12 protein-coding genes are annotated in these 14,761 nt (G+C 71.7%); 9 read left to right on the top strand and 3 right to left on the bottom strand.

Annotation, left to right across the window (positions count from 1 at the left end; translation table 11 throughout):
• Nucleotides 1-48: 48 nt before the first annotated feature.
• On the bottom strand, nt 49-438 hold the full coding sequence (locus tag FCH28_RS34140) for a metallopeptidase family protein (RefSeq protein ID WP_136744113.1): 390 nt from the start codon (nt 436-438) through the stop codon (nt 49-51).
• 339 nt (nt 439-777) lie between these two features.
• On the opposite strand from FCH28_RS34140, the gene FCH28_RS34135 reads away from it, so the two are divergent.
• The 6 genes from FCH28_RS34135 to FCH28_RS34110 all read left to right on the top strand — a co-directional run bounded on the left by FCH28_RS34135 (nt 778) and on the right by FCH28_RS34110 (nt 6,967).
• Complete coding sequence (locus FCH28_RS34135; protein ID WP_136744112.1) at nt 778-1,221, top strand: DUF3499 domain-containing protein; 444 nt, start codon at nt 778-780, stop codon at nt 1,219-1,221.
• Nucleotides 1,222-1,393: 172 nt separating this feature from the next.
• Nucleotides 1,394-2,752, top strand: coding sequence for a phosphomannomutase/phosphoglucomutase (locus FCH28_RS34130; protein WP_136744111.1), 1,359 nt, complete (start codon nt 1,394-1,396; stop codon nt 2,750-2,752).
• 367 nt (nt 2,753-3,119) lie between these two features.
• A complete protein-coding gene (locus FCH28_RS34125; RefSeq protein ID WP_136744110.1) occupies nt 3,120-3,302 on the top strand; it encodes a Trm112 family protein in 183 nt (60 codons plus the stop codon).
• Between the two features lie 74 nt (nt 3,303-3,376).
• Entirely contained in the window at nt 3,377-4,516 is a 1,140-nt protein-coding gene (locus FCH28_RS34120) for an SIS domain-containing protein (protein WP_136744109.1), read from the top strand.
• A 99-nt stretch (nt 4,517-4,615) separates the two neighbouring features.
• Nucleotides 4,616-5,857: a mannose-6-phosphate isomerase, class I gene (gene manA / locus FCH28_RS34115; protein WP_136744108.1), complete on the top strand. Its 1,242-nt coding sequence runs from the start codon at nt 4,616-4,618 to the stop codon at nt 5,855-5,857.
• Between the two features lie 150 nt (nt 5,858-6,007).
• Nucleotides 6,008-6,967 (top strand): cation diffusion facilitator family transporter, encoded by a 960-nt coding sequence (locus tag FCH28_RS34110; RefSeq protein ID WP_136744107.1) that lies wholly within the window; start codon nt 6,008-6,010, stop codon nt 6,965-6,967.
• A 311-nt stretch (nt 6,968-7,278) separates the two neighbouring features.
• Here FCH28_RS34110 and FCH28_RS34105 read toward each other — a convergent pair whose 3' ends face one another.
• A complete protein-coding gene (locus FCH28_RS34105; RefSeq protein ID WP_425472063.1) occupies nt 7,279-9,255 on the bottom strand; it encodes a fructose-specific PTS transporter subunit EIIC in 1,977 nt (658 codons plus the stop codon).
• A 607-nt stretch (nt 9,256-9,862) separates the two neighbouring features.
• Between FCH28_RS34105 and ahcY the strand changes: the two genes are divergently transcribed.
• Both ahcY and FCH28_RS34095 read left to right on the top strand, forming a co-directional pair.
• A complete protein-coding gene (ahcY, locus tag FCH28_RS34100) occupies nt 9,863-11,320 on the top strand; it encodes an adenosylhomocysteinase (protein WP_136744105.1) in 1,458 nt (485 codons plus the stop codon).
• A gap of 138 nt (nt 11,321-11,458) precedes the next feature.
• On the top strand, nt 11,459-12,073 hold the full coding sequence (locus FCH28_RS34095; RefSeq protein ID WP_136744104.1) for a hypothetical protein: 615 nt from the start codon (nt 11,459-11,461) through the stop codon (nt 12,071-12,073).
• Between the two features lie 123 nt (nt 12,074-12,196).
• On the opposite strand, the gene FCH28_RS34090 is transcribed toward FCH28_RS34095, so the two are convergent.
• On the bottom strand, nt 12,197-13,195 hold the full coding sequence (locus tag FCH28_RS34090; RefSeq protein ID WP_136744103.1) for an RDD family protein: 999 nt from the start codon (nt 13,193-13,195) through the stop codon (nt 12,197-12,199).
• Nucleotides 13,196-13,305: 110 nt separating this feature from the next.
• Between FCH28_RS34090 and FCH28_RS34085 the strand changes: the two genes are divergently transcribed.
• Entirely contained in the window at nt 13,306-14,313 is a 1,008-nt protein-coding gene (locus FCH28_RS34085) for a stage II sporulation protein M (protein ID WP_136744102.1), read from the top strand.
• Nucleotides 14,314-14,761 lie beyond the last annotated feature (448 nt).

The raw sequence follows: 14,761 nt of genomic DNA, 5'->3' as shown, positions 1-14,761 counted from the left end.
GGGCGGGCAGACGCGAAAAACGGCCACCCGCCGGCCGCGCCGGCACCCTCAGTCCTGCCCGTACCGGGGATCCACCGACTCCGGTGCCAGGCCGAGGAGTTCGGCGACCTGCTCCACGACGACCTCGTGGACCAGCAGCGCGCGTTCGTCGCGGCTCTTGGTGCGGATCTCCACCGGCCGGCGGTAGATCACGATCCGGTCGCGATGTCCGCCGGCGGCCGGCAGCACCCGGCCCAGCGGCACGGTCCCGTCGTCCGCGTCGTGCCCGGGACCGTCGTCCCGCCCGAAGCCGGGCACCTCGATGATCAGGAAGTCGACCTCCGAGAGCTGCGGCCAGCGCCGCTCCAGACGGTCCCGGGAGTCATACACAAGATCCACGAAGGCGTCGGCGCGGGTCACCGACAGCGGCACCTGAGGAGGCGCGATCGGGCCGCGCATGCCACGGCCATGGCGGTCGCGGCGGCGGATTCGCGGCTCCGTCGGTCGGGGCGGTACGGGCGTGTCCATCAGCATCGAGCGTAACCGTCGAGGGATGGCGCGCACCGCCGAGCGCGGCAATCCGCGCCATGTCGCCGAGTGACCGCTCCGGCCCGCGTTGCGTTCGTTTGCATCCCCGCATCAGATCGTGGATCTCCCGCGGAATGACATGAAATGCGCCGACTGATGACGAGTCCGTGACGGGAAACCTCGCCACCCACCGCCCCATGCGCCCCGCGCGTCGCAGGTCAGGTCGAGCGGGTGCAGGTCAGACGCATCGGACGAAGTGGGACGACACGGTTGGGTGAGCCGGGGGAGAGTCGTCGCGGCCCGCTCAAGAGTGCGGTACCGTCCAACGTCGTGAGCCCTGTACGTCGCTGTTCGCGCACTGCGTGCGGCCGCCCCGCCGTCGCAACGCTGACGTACGTCTATGCGGACTCGACCGCTGTGCTCGGACCGCTCGCCACCTACGCCGAACCGCACTGCTACGACCTGTGCGCCGAGCACTCCGAGCGCCTGACCGCCCCGCGCGGCTGGGAAGTCGTCCGCCTCGCCCTCGAATCGGGCCCGGCCCGCCCCAGCGGCGACGACCTCGAAGCCCTCGCCAACGCGGTGCGCGAGGCCGCCCGCCCCCAGGAGCGCGCGGCAGGCGCCGGCGGCGGCCCGTCGGGCGGCAGCGACTCCCAGCCCATGGAGGTGGCCCGCCGCGGCCACCTCAGGGTGCTCCGCTCGCCGGACTCCTGACCACCGCTCTGCCGGCTCCCGGCGCCCGCCCCCGCGGGCCTCTCCACAACGCCTTCCGCAGCTGAAACGGCGGGTCTCCCGGCGACGAACGCCCACCCCCCACCGGCGCGGGCCGGGCGCAGCGAACCCGCTACGTTGGGTACCCCACAAAGACCCCCAGGAGGGCTGGCTTGTGACCGACCTGTCGCAGATCGTCAAGGCGTACGACGTACGCGGCGTCGTCCCGACACAGTGGGACGAGCCGCTCGCGGAACTGTTCGGCGCGGCCTTCGCCGAGGTCACCGACGCGTCCGCGATCGTGACCGGGCACGACATGCGTCCCTCGTCCCCCGGCCTGGCGCGCGCCTTCGCACGCGGCGCCGCGGCCCGCGGAGTCGACGTCACCGAGATCGGCCTCTGCTCCACCGACGAGCTGTACTTCGCCAGCGGGGCGCACTCCCTGCCCGGCGCGATGTTCACCGCCTCGCACAACCCGGCCCAGTACAACGGCATCAAGATGTGCCGGGCGGGCGCCGCGCCGGTCGGCCAGGACACCGGTCTGGCCGATATCCGCGCGCTCGTCGAGCGCTGGTCGGACCAGGGCGCCCCGGAGCCGGCGCCGAAGCCCGGCACCATCACCCAGCGCGACGTCCTCGGCGACTACGCCGCCCACCTGCGCGGGCTGGTGGACCTGAGCGGCATCCGGCCGCTGAAGGTCGTGGTGGACGCGGGCAACGGCATGGGCGGCCACACCGTACCGACCGTCTTCGAGGGCCTGCCGCTCGAACTCGACGCGATGTACTTCGAGTTGGACGGCTCGTTCCCCAACCACGAGGCCAACCCGCTGGACCCGAAGAACATCGTCGACCTCCAGGCGCGGGTGCGCGAGACCGGCGCGGACCTCGGCCTGGCCTTCGACGGCGACGCCGACCGCTGCTTCGTCGTCGACCAGAACGGCGACCCGGTCTCGCCGTCCGCGATCACCGCCCTGGTCGCCGCCCGTGAGCTCGCCAAGCACCCCGGCGGCACGATCATCCACAACTGCATCACCTCCTGGTCGGTACCGGAGGTCGTCAAGGAGAACGGCGGCACCCCCGTCCGTACCCGCGTCGGCCACTCCTTCATCAAGGAGGAGATGGCGAAGACCGGCGCGATCTTCGGCGGCGAGCACTCCGCGCACTACTACTTCCGCGACTTCTGGAACGCCGACACCGGGATGCTCGCCGCGATGCATGTGCTGGCGGCCCTCGGCGGACAGCAGGGACCGCTGTCGGAGCTGGTCGCGCAGTACGACCGGTACGCGGCCTCCGGCGAGATCAACAGCACCGTGGACGACCAGACGGGCCGGATGGCCGCGATCAAGGCCGCGTACGAAGGCCGCGAGGGCATCGCCCTCGACGAGCTGGACGGCCTGACGGTCACCGCCGGCGACTGGTGGTTCAACGTGCGCCCGTCGAACACGGAGCCGCTGCTGCGGCTGAACGTCGAGGCCCGGGACACCGCCGCCGTCGACCGGGTCCGGGACGAAGCGCTGACGATCATCCGCGGCTGACCACGGATGCCGGGTCGGTGGACCACGGGCCCCGGCCACTGGTCCACAGGCCCGGCAATTGGTCAACCGACCGGGCACTGGTCAACCAACCGGGCACCGACCACCGGTCCATAACCCCATTGGTCCACCAACCACTGGACCAACCACTGGACCAACCACTGGTCACGAGCCGCCGCCGACCACCGACCACCGGTCACCGACCACGGCCGGTGGTCACCGGCGACCGGCCACCCACGGCCCACGCCCGGGCCGCCATCCGGCCCCCGTCCGGCCCCCGCCCCCACCCGCCATCCACCGTTGAGCAGGCCCCCGCCCCCCGTCCGGCGGTACGCTGGCCACGCCGCAACCACCCGAAGGAGCAGCCTCCATGCCGGTCGAAGCCAGCCTGATCGAGATCCTCGCCTGCCCGGCGTGCCACGCCCCGCTTGAGGACCGCACCGCGGCTGACCCCGCCGAGCTGACCTGCACCTCCGCGGACTGCGGACTCGCCTACCCCGTCCGGGACGGCATCCCCGTGCTCCTCGTGGACGAGGCCCGCCGCCCCGCCTGACCGGGCGCCGCCGGGCCCGCCCCGGCACCGCCCGGCGTTCCCCCGCCCGTACCGGCGATCGGAGGCCGCGCCCCATGCTCGACGAGTCACTCCTCGACACCCCTGAGGCGCTGGCCGGCGCCGACCGATTCGGGCTGCTGCGCGGCGTCGCCGAATCCGGCGCCCGAGTCCGTACGGCCGCCCGCAGCGCCGTCGACGCCGGCATCCCCGGCCTGACGCCCGACGGACGGCCCCGCTCCGTCCTCGTCGCCGGACCGGGCCCCGCCGCCGCCTGCATCGCCGAACTCATCGGCGCGCTCGGCGGCGGCAGCTGCCCGGTCACCCTCATCCCGCCCACCGGCGTCGCCCCGCTCCCCGGGGCCCTGCGCTGGACGCTGCCCGGCTGGACGGGCCCCCTGGACCTGCTGCTGCTCGCCGGCCCCGACGGCTCCGACCCCGGCCTCGCCGAGCTGGTCGAGCAGGCCTACCGCCGCGGCTGCGCCGTCGTCGGCGTCACCCCGGGCGGCGGCCCGCTCGCCGAAGCCGTCGTCCAGGCCCGCGGCCTCGCCGTCCCGCTGGCGACCACCCCGTACGACTCCGAATTCGACGTCGAGGGCGCGCCCCCCGCCGCCCCCGGCACCCTCTGGTCGCTGCTCATCCCGATCCTGGCGCTCGCCGACCGGATCGGGCTGCTCACCGCGCCACCCGAAGTGCTCAACCACCTCGCCGACCGCCTCGACCAGCTCGCCCAGCGCTGCGGCCCGGCGGTCGCCACGTACACCAACCCGGCCAAGGCACTGGCCGCCGATCTCGCCGAGGCGCTTCCCCTGATCTGGACGGAAGGCACCATCGCCGGAGCCGTCGGCCGGCACTTCGCGACCGTCCTCGCCGGACTGGCCGGCATCCCCGCGCTCGTCGCCGAACTGCCCGAGGCGCTCACCACCCACCGCCCGCTGCTGTCCGGCTCGCTGGCCGCCGGCGCCGACCCGGACGACTTCTTCCGCGACCGCGTCGAGCAGCCCGCCGCGCTGCACGCCAGGATCCTGCTGCTGCGCGACCGGCGCGAACCGGGCCCGCTGTCCGCCACCCGCGCCGCCAACACCCTCGCCAACGAGTGCGAGACCGCCCTCAGCGAGCTCGAACCGGAGAGCGGCAGCGAACTGGAAAGCGCCACGGAACTGCTCGCCATCACAGATTTCGCCGCCGTTTACCTGGCGCTCGCCGACACCGAGTGATCATGGGGATCCGGTACCGCGACACGCCCCCGAACACCAGGGGCACCCCGCGGCACCACCTGAAACCCGCCTAGCCACACGTCAGGAAGCAGCAGCCCCATGGACCGCCTCGCCAACACCGTGCGCCCCTACGCGTGGGGCTCCACCACCGCCATCCCGGAACTCCTCGGCGTCGAACCCACCGGCGAACCGCAGGCCGAGATGTGGATGGGCGCCCACCCCGGGGCCCCGTCCCGCATCGACCGCGGCGCGGGCCCGGTCTCGCTGGCCGACGTGATCGAAGCCGCCCCGGAGACCGAACTGGGCGCCGACGCCGTCCGCGCCTTCGGCCCCCGGCTGCCCTTCCTGCTCAAACTGCTCGCCGCCGGCTCACCGCTCTCCCTCCAGGTCCACCCCGACCTGGCCCAGGCCAGGGAAGGCTTCGCCGACGAGGAGCGGCGGGGCGTCCCCATCGACGCCGGCCACCGCAACTACAAGGACGCCAACCACAAGCCCGAACTGATCTGCGCCCTCACCCCCTTCGACGGGCTCTGCGGCTTCCGGCACCCCGCCGAGACCGCCGACCTCCTGGAGGCCCTCGGCGTCGACGGCCTCAAGCCCTATGTCGACATCCTGCGCGCCAGCCCCGAGGAGTCCGCGCTGCGCGAGGTCCTCACCGCCGTCCTCACCGCCGAACACGACGCGATCGCCGAAACCGTCGAACGCGCCGCCGCCGCGGCCCAGCGCCTCAGCGCCGAGGAAGGCCCGCACGCCGCCGCCTACGCCGCCTACGCCGGCATCGCCCACCACTACCCGGGCGACCCCGGCGTCATCGCCGCCATGCTGCTCAACTACGTACGGCTGCAGCCCGGCGAGGCACTCTTCCTCGGCGCCGGCATCCCGCACGCCTACCTCAACGGCCTCGGCGTCGAGCTGATGGCCACCTCCGACAACGTGCTGCGCTGCGGCCTCACCCCCAAGCACGTCGACGTCCCCGAACTGCTGCGGATCGTCCGCTTCGCATCCGGCGACCCCGGCGTCCTGCGCCCCGAGGCCAACGGCCCCGAAGAGGTCTACGACACCCCCATCGACGAATTCCGGCTCTCCCGCTACGTCCTGGCCCCGGGCGGCAGCCCCCGCCCGCTCGCCGCCCGCGCGCCGCAGGTGCTGCTCTGCACGTCCGGCACGGTCCGGCTGCGGGCCCGGGAGGGCATCGCGGTCAACGGCAGCGTCGAGGCCGACGACACCGGCGGCGTCGGCGAGCTGGCCCTGGCACCCGGAGAGTCGGCCTTTGTACGGGAGGGCGAACACATCACGGTCTCCGGGGACGGCACCCTCTTCCGGGCGACGGTCGTCGTCTAGGCACGGTCGCCGTACGGGCCCGGCAGGCGGCCCGACGGCGGGCGCATGACGGCCTCATGACGGCCTCCCGGAGCCGGGCTGCAAGAATGACCGCCGCAGAGTATTAAAGGGGCGGTAAAGCCCGGTCGACGGAAGGGACATGCGGCACTTATGAGCGCATCAGGCGGGACAAAGGCGATCGTCGCGGCGCTGGGCGCCAACCTGGCCATCGCCGTAGCGAAGTTCGTGGCCTTCGCCTTCAGTGGCTCGTCCTCGATGCTGGCAGAAGGCGTGCACTCGGTCGCGGACTCCGGCAACCAGGGCCTGCTGCTGCTCGGCGGCAAGAAGGCCAAGCGCGCCGCCACCGAGGAACACCCCTTCGGCTACGGCCGCGAACGCTACATCTACGGCTTCCTGGTCTCCATCGTCCTGTTCACCATCGGCGGCGTCTTCGCGCTCTACGAGGGCTACGAGAAGATCCACGACCCGCACCCGCTGGAGGACTGGTACTGGCCGATCGGCGTCCTGGTCTTCGCGATCATCGCCGAGGGCTTCTCCTTCCGCACGGCCATCAAGGAGTCCAACGAGCTGCGCGGCAAGCAGACCTGGGCCCAGTTCGTCCGCCGCGCCAAGGCCCCCGAGCTGCCGGTCGTGCTGCTGGAGGACTTCGGCGCACTGGTCGGCCTGGTCCTCGCGCTCGGCGGCGTCGGCATCACCCTGATCACCGGCGACGGCGTCTGGGACGGCATCGGCACCATGTGCATCGGCGCACTGCTCGTGGTGATCGCCCTGGTCCTCGCCGCCGAGACCAAGTCGCTGCTGCTCGGCGAGGCCGCCGGCCCCGAGCAGGTCGCCAAGATCCGTACCGCCGCCGTCGACGGCGAGGGCGTCACCCGCGTCATCCACATGCGCACCCTCCACCTCGGCCCCGAGGAACTCCTGGTCGCCGCCAAGATCGCGGTCCGGCACGACGCCACGGCCACCCAGGTCGCCGACGCCATCAACGCCGCCGAGGCCCGCATCCGCGAGGCGGTCCCGATCGCCCGGGTCATCTACCTCGAGCCCGACATCTACAGCGAGACCGCGGCCGCCGCGGGCGACGACCCGGCCAAGACACCGGGCGGCAACTGACCACCGCCCCGCCGACCCGCAGGCACAAAGGCCCCCGCACTCCCACCGAGTGCGGGGGCCTTCTCCGTACGGGGGCCTTCTCCGAGCGCACGGACCAGGGCCGCCGGGGCCCGGACACCTTTCCACGCGAGCCGACGGGAACGACGCGAGCCGACGGGAATATCCGCGACCCGACGGGAATGCCGCGAGCCAACGGGAATGCCGCGAGCCAACGGGAATCACGCGAGCCAACGGGAATACCGCCCCACGCCCCCACGTTGTGGACCCGCAGGGGGCCCACGCATCCCCTAGGGGATCTGTTCGAACACCCCCTAGGGGATCTCCCCCAGAACCCCCAGCACCCCCGCCCCGTCCCCCGCCCCCAGCAGCCGCGCCCGGAAGTCCGCATCCATCAGCTTCCGCGACAGCAGCGCCAGGATGCGCAGATGCTCGTCCCCGGCCGCCGCCTCGGGCACCGAGATCATGAACACGAGCTTGGCGCGCGTCCCGTCCAGCGACCCCCAGTCGATGCCCTCGGCGGACCGCGCGAACGCCACCACCGGCGAGGTCACCGCATCCGTCTTGGCGTGCGGAATCGCGATCTCCTCGCCGAGCCCGGTGGTGCCCTGCGCCTCACGGGCCAGCGCCACCCGGACCAGCTCGTCGACATCCGCCACCCTGCCCGTGCGGGCCGCCAGCTCGGCCATCTCGCGGATGGCCGCCTCCTTGTCGACGGCTTCGAGCCGGGCCTTCACGGTCTGCGCGGTGAGGTAACCGGAGAGGACCTCGCGCTCGTCGGCGCCGTCGGCGTCCGCCGTCGCCGTTACAGGAGCCGCCGCCCCCGCCCCCGTACGGGATGCCGCCGCGGCACCGACCCCCGCCAACGCCGGCTCCGGCTCCGGCTCCTGTGACGGCGCCGGCTCGCGCACCTGCGACGGCACAGCAGCGGCCCCGTCCTTCCACCGCTCCGCGACATCCACCAGCGCCACCGTGGCCAGCGCCGTGACCACCGATCCGGCGGCGACCGCGAGGAAGAACGCCGGCACCCCGCCGACCGCACCGAGCACCGCCACGATCGGACCACCGTGCGGCACCGCGTCCGTCAGCCCGGTCAGCCCCGCGACGGCACCGGCCACCGCGCCGCCCAGCATGTTCGCCGGGATGACCTGCGCCGGCCGAGCCGCGGCGAACGGGATCGCGCCCTCGGAGATCCCGAAGAGCCCCATGAACAGCGCCGCCACACCGGTCTCCCGCTCCTGCTCGGAGTAGAGACGCTTACGGATCAGCGTTGCCAGCCCCTGCCCGAGCGGCATGACCGGGATCGCGGCGGCACACATGCCCATCACGGTCTGGTTGCCGGACGCGATCAGCCCGGCGCCGAAGAGGAACGCGGTCTTGTTGACCGGCCCGCCCATGTCGAACGCGATCATCAGGCCGAGCACCGCGCCCAGCAGGACCGCGCTGGACCCGGTCATCCCGCCGAGCAGATCGGTGAGATGCGTGAACACCCACGAGATCGGCCGGCCGATGACATAGATGAAGAACAGCCCGAGCACCGTCGTCGCGACGATCGGGATCACGATGACCGGCATGATCGGCTGGACGGACTTCGGGACCCTGACCTTCTTGATCCACAGCACCAGATAGCCGGCCAGGAAGCCGGTGACGATGGCGCCGATGAAGCCCGCGCCCGCTTTGGAGTCGTACAGCGAGCCGGTGTTGGCGATCCAGCCGCCGATCATGCCCGGCACCAGCGCCGGCCGGTCCCCGATCGCGTACGCGATATAGCCGGACAGAACCGGCACCATCAGGGTGAAGCCGACGACCCCGATGTCGTTCACATGCTTCCAGAACGACCCGTCGGGGATGACCAGACCACCCTCGGGGTTGGCGTGGCCGCCCAGCGCCAGCGATATCGCGATCAGCAGACCGCCGGCCACGACGAACGGGATCATGTAACTGACGCCGTTCATCAGCGCCTTGTACGCGACGCTGCGTTCCCTGCCGCCGGCCCCGCCCGCCTCGCTGGTCCTGGGCCCGTCCCCGTCGCCGCTGTGGACGGGCGCGGTCCGCACCCGCTCGATCAGCCGCTCGGGGTGATGGATGCCCTCCGCGACCCCGACCGCCAGGACCCTCTTGCCGACGAACCGGCTGCGGTCGACGTCCTTGTCCGCGGCGATGATGACGCCGTCAGCGTCCTTGACATCGTTGTCAGACAGTACGTTCTCGGCCCCGATCGAGCCTTGGGTCTCCACCTTGATCTCATGGCCGAGGGACTCGGCGGCCTGGGCCAGCTTCTCCGCGGCCATGTACGTGTGGGCGATGCCGGTCGGGCAGGCGGTCACTGCGAGCAGCTTCAGCCCCTGCCCGCTCTTCCCCGCACCCTTGGGGGGATCGGCTGGACTGGTGGTCACGTGGTTCTCCTCACGAACGTGCGCGCGAATCGTGCGAGTGTCCTCGCGCTCCCGGCATCCTGCAATACCCGCGACCGGGAACCAACAGTTGTGACAGCGCACGCGGCGCCCAAGGCCCCGTGCGGCCCCGCAGGATCCCTACGAGGTCCCTGAATCAGGCGTACGGGACACCCGAGACGAACCACCACCACACCCCCGCCACCGCACCGCACTCCAGCCCCCGAGCGCCCGGATATGGCCGGTCCGGCCTGCGCCCACTGGGCCGATCGGTGTAGATTCGTGCGCAGTGCCAGACGTCGCTGCTGATGGCGGTCGGGCGGCCCGCCCAGCGGACCGGCCGAGGGAGAGAGGGCCTCCGACGGACTGCGCTGCGGCCAGGGGAGAGGTGTGTCCGCTTCCGCGTACACCCCCACAACCCCTCAGCTAGGGCTGAGGGACCACCCCAGCCCGCGCCGCAGACTGCCCAGCCCGAATCCACCTCGACACTCGAGGAGCAGCCCGCATGACGACAGCAGCCACCGGCCAGGACTTCAAGGTCGCCGACCTCTCCCTCGCCGCCTTCGGCCGCAAGGAGATCACCCTCGCCGAGCACGAGATGCCCGGCCTGATGGCGATCCGCAAGGAGTACGCCGCCACCCAGCCGCTGGCCGGCGCCCGGGTCACCGGTTCCCTGCACATGACCGTGCAGACCGCCGTCCTGATCGAGACCCTGGTCGCCCTCGGCGCCGAGGTCCGCTGGGCGTCCTGCAACATCTTCTCCACCCAGGACCACGCCGCCGCGGCCATCGCCGTCGGCCCCGACGGGACCCCGGACAACCCCCAGGGCGTCCCGGTCTTCGCCTGGAAGGGCGAGACCCTGGAGGAGTACTGGTGGTGCACCGAGCAGGCCCTGACCTGGCCGAACTCGCCCACCGGCGGCCCCAACATGATCCTCGACGACGGCGGTGACGCCACCCTCCTCGTCCACAAGGGCGTGGAGTACGAGAAGGCCGGCAAGGTCCCCGCGGTCGAGACCGCCGAGAGCGAGGAGCACCGCGCCATCCTGGAGCTGCTCACCCGCACGCTCGCCGAGACCCCGGAGAAGTGGACCAAGCTCGCCTCCGAGATCCGCGGTGTCACCGAGGAGACCACCACCGGCGTCCACCGTCTCTACGAGATGCAGCGCGACGGTGACCTGCTCTTCCCGGCGATCAACGTGAACGACGCCGTCACCAAGTCGAAGTTCGACAACAAGTACGGCTGCCGCCACTCGCTGATCGACGGCATCAACCGCGCCACCGACGTCCTCATCGGCGGCAAGACCGCCGTGGTCTGCGGCTACGGCGACGTCGGCAAGGGCTGCGCGGAGTCGCTGCGCGGCCAGGGCGCCCGCGTGATCATCACCGAGATCGACCCGATCTGCGCCCTGCAGGCGGCGATGGACGGCTACCAGGTCACCACCCTCGAAGACGTCGTCGAGACCGCCGACATCTTCATCACCACCACCGGCAACAAGGACATCATCCTCGCCTCGCACATGGCGCGGATGAAGCACCAGGCCATCGTCGGCAACATCGGTCACTTCGACAACGAGATCGACATGGCCGGCCTGGCCAAGATCGAGGGCATCGTCAAGGACGAGGTCAAGCCCCAGGTCCACACCTGGACCCACCCGGACGGCAAGGTCCTGATCGTGCTGTCCGAGGGCCGCCTCCTCAACCTCGGCAACGCCACCGGACACCCCTCCTTCGTGATGTCCAACTCCTTCGCGGACCAGACCCTGGCCCAGATCGAGCTGTTCACCAAGCCGGAGGAATACCCGACCGACGTCTACGTGCTCCCCAAGCACCTCGACGAGAAGGTCGCCCGCCTCCACCTCGACTCCCTCGGCGTCAAGCTCACCGAGCTGCGCCCGGAGCAGGCCGCCTACATCGGCGTCAAGGTCGAGGGTCCGTACAAGCCCGACCACTACCGCTACTGATCACACCCACCCCGCCGGTCACCCCGACCGGCGAGTGATCACCAACAGCAGCCGGTGAATCCAGGCCCTCGCCGTTCGCGGCGGGGGCCTGGCCCGTAAAGGCCCCACCACCGGCCCGCCCGAAGGACTGCATCCCCCATGCCCCGCGGCCACTACTCCCTGCACGACCCGCACGATCACACCCCCCTCGGCGAAGAGCACTTCCACTGCGCCACCGGCCCCTCCGGCTGGCGCTATGTCTCCCAGATCACCACCCCCACCGGCGATCACGCGGGCTCCGTGGACCTCACCCTCGACGACCTCGGCCGCCCCATCCGCCTCGAACTCCACGCCTCCGCCTGGCAGGTCCGCGGCGCCGCCCTCGAGGGCGTCACCTGGGTGCGCACCGACCCGACCGGCGAACACGCCACCGAAGGCAACGTCCCCGCCCACGCCTTCACCGGCGCGTCCCCCGCATTCCTCATCGCCACCGCCCGCCTGCTCCGCCCCGCCCTCGGCGCCGGAGCCGTCCGCACCCGGCTGGTGGCCTTCACACCCCCCGTCCTCGCCCCGCGTACTCTCGATCAGTCCTGGGCCCTGGTGAAAAGCACACCACACGCCACTGACAACGGACCCCTCATCGCCGACGAATACCAGGTCAACGACCTGGAGACGGGCGAACAGCACACCGTCCACATCGCCGGCGACGTCGTGCTCTCAGCCCCCGGCATCGAACTCGAATCCCTCGAATCCCCACCGTCGACATTCACCTGACGGCCCCGTCATCCGGCAACCGCCAGCCACCTCACCCGCCACCGACGGACCGCCGCCCGGCCCAGGCCCCAACCCCCACACGCCACACCAGCACACGCTGCCCGCCGCACCGGCGCCCGCGCCTCACGCCGGCGGCGCAAACCCCGTACGCGCCTCGCCACCGCCACTCCGCTCGCCGTCCGCCCGCGCCACCACTCGCCCCACAGGCGCCGAGCCGCCCCCAGCCACCGGCACGCCTCCCGGCAGCGACCACGCCCCGCCGGACGCCCCGTCGGCTGCTCCCTGCCCAGCCGACGCCACGACGTCCCCCGCGCTCTCCATCGAGGCCCTCGGTCCCTCCTCTCCCCGCGCCACCGCCGGGGCGCCCGACGAAGCCCCGAAGGCCCGCTGCGCCTCCCGCGCCTGCCGCTCACCCACCACAGCGGCCAGATACGCCACCGGATGCACCCCCGCAGGCCCCGCCGTCCCGGTGAACCCCCGCAGGTCCTCCGCAAGCCGCCCCGCCATCGCCCAGCCGGCCTGCCCGTCCAGCTGACCCACCCGCGACAGGTACTGCCGCACCGTCAGCCACCAGGCGTCCGGCACCCGCGACAGATCCAGCCCTCCGAGCTCCGCCACCAGCCACGCCGGAGGCGGCGGCAGCGCCACCCCGCCCTCCGCCACGGGGATCCGCTCCCGCACGACCAGGGTCCCCGCGAAAACATCCCCGATCCGCCGCCCCCGCGCCGAGACCAGCGAGGCGATGGACGCCACCACCCCCAGGGTCAGCACGATCTCGATGGCCCCTATGGCCCCGCGTACCAGCGCATGCCGAAACCGGATCGGCCCGCCGTCCTCCCGCAGCACCCGCAGCCCGCACATCAGCTTCCCCAGCGACCGACCGTGGCTCAGCGTCTCGATCACGATCGGTATCCCGACCTGCACCAGGACGAACGTGGCCACCGCGACGGCGGCCTCCGCGGCACTGTCCAGCGACGACGTCGCACTCACCAACAACAGCGACACCGCGATATAGAGCCCCCAGGCCACGACAAGATCGACCATCATCGCCAGCGCCCGGCTCGGCAATCTGGCCGGCCGCAGCCCCAGCACCACCGCTTCACCTGTTACGAGCTCACTCACCGCGCCCACTCCCTCTCGTTCCCCGAAGCCCCGCCCACCCCACGCCGGGCACGGCCAGTCTGCCAAGCTGACCCGGCACCCACTCACCGCGCTGCAAGGAGCGACACCGTATGGACCTCGATGTCTTCGTTGCGGCGCATCGCGCCGAATGGGACCGTCTCGAAACGCTGCTGCGCCGCAAACGCAGCCTCACCGGCGCCGAGGCCGACGAACTGGTCACGCTCTACCAACGGGTCACCACCCACCTCTCCCTCCTCCGCTCCAGCGCCCCCGACCCCGCGCTGACCGGCCGCCTCACCTCACTTGTGGCGCGTGCCCGCAGCGCGGTCACCGGAGCCCGCAAGGCCTCCTGGCGCGACGCCGCCCGCTTCTTCACCACGGGCTTCCCCGCCGCGGTCTACCGCCTGCGCCGCTGGTGGATGCCCACCGCGATCCTCTCCACCGCGGTCGCCGCCCTCCTGGGCTGGTGGATCGCCACCCACCCCGAAGTGCAGGCGGCCATCGGCGCCCCCCAGGACCTCCGCGACATGACCCGCCCCGGTGGCCAGTACGAGACGTACTACTCCAGCCACCCCGCCGCGTCCTTCGCCGCCCAGGTATGGACGAACAACGCCCAAGCCGTCGCCCTCTGCCTGGTCCTGGGCGCCTTCGCCGGCCTCCCCGTCCTCTGGGTCCTCTTCACGAACATGCTCAACCTGGGCGTCGGCATCGGCCTGATGTCCTCGGCAGGCCGCCTCGACACCTTCCTGGGCCTGATCCTTCCGCACGGCCTTCTCGAACTCACCGCCGTGTTCGTCGCGGCCGGCATCGGCCTCCGCCTGGGCTGGACCCTCATCGACCCGGGCCCCCGCAGCCGACGCACGGCCCTGGCGGAGGAGGGCCGCTCCGCCCTCGGCGTCGCCATCGGCCTCGCCGCCGTGCTCTTCATATCCGGCGCCCTCGAAGGCTTTGTCACCCCCTCGGGCCTGCCCACCTGGGCCCGTATCGGCATCGGCATCACCGCCGAGCTGGCATTCCTCCTGTACGTCTACGTCCTCGGCGGCCGCGCCGTACGCGCCGGCGAGACCGGCGACGTCGAGTCCACCGACCGCGAGGCCGCCCTGCCGACCGCCGCGTGATGTGCGTCAGCCCCCGCTGACCTGCTAATCTCCTCTTCGCCCCACGGAACCCGTTGACACGGGTGACAGGGGGAGGTAGATTCAAACGGTTGCGACGGACTGGACAGTCCGAGCGCAGCGGATAGTGTCTATCTCCGCTTCGGCCGGAAAATCAATTCGGCGAGGCGCCCCGACCTCTTACCAGCAGCGTCCGGTCGATTAATTCGACCGCTCGCCTTCTGATAAAGTCGGAAAAGCCGAAAGGCAAGCCCCTTCGACGGGTATATCAGAAACAAATTCGGGCCGGAAACGGCACGGGCTGAATCTGATAGAGTCGGAAAAGCCGAAAAGCGAAAGCCGGACGGTCAACCCCGCTCCAACAGGGGGCCGGAGACGGAAACGGATCTGGTAAGGTTGGAACCGCGAAGAAGCCGAAAGGCCGAAACGCACCGGCGAAAATCAGGACCGC

This window comes from Streptomyces piniterrae (genome assembly GCF_005048155.1).
GTDB classification, from domain to species: domain Bacteria; phylum Actinomycetota; class Actinomycetes; order Streptomycetales; family Streptomycetaceae; genus Streptomyces; species Streptomyces piniterrae.
This window is presented reverse-complemented; position numbering and strand designations above follow the sequence as displayed.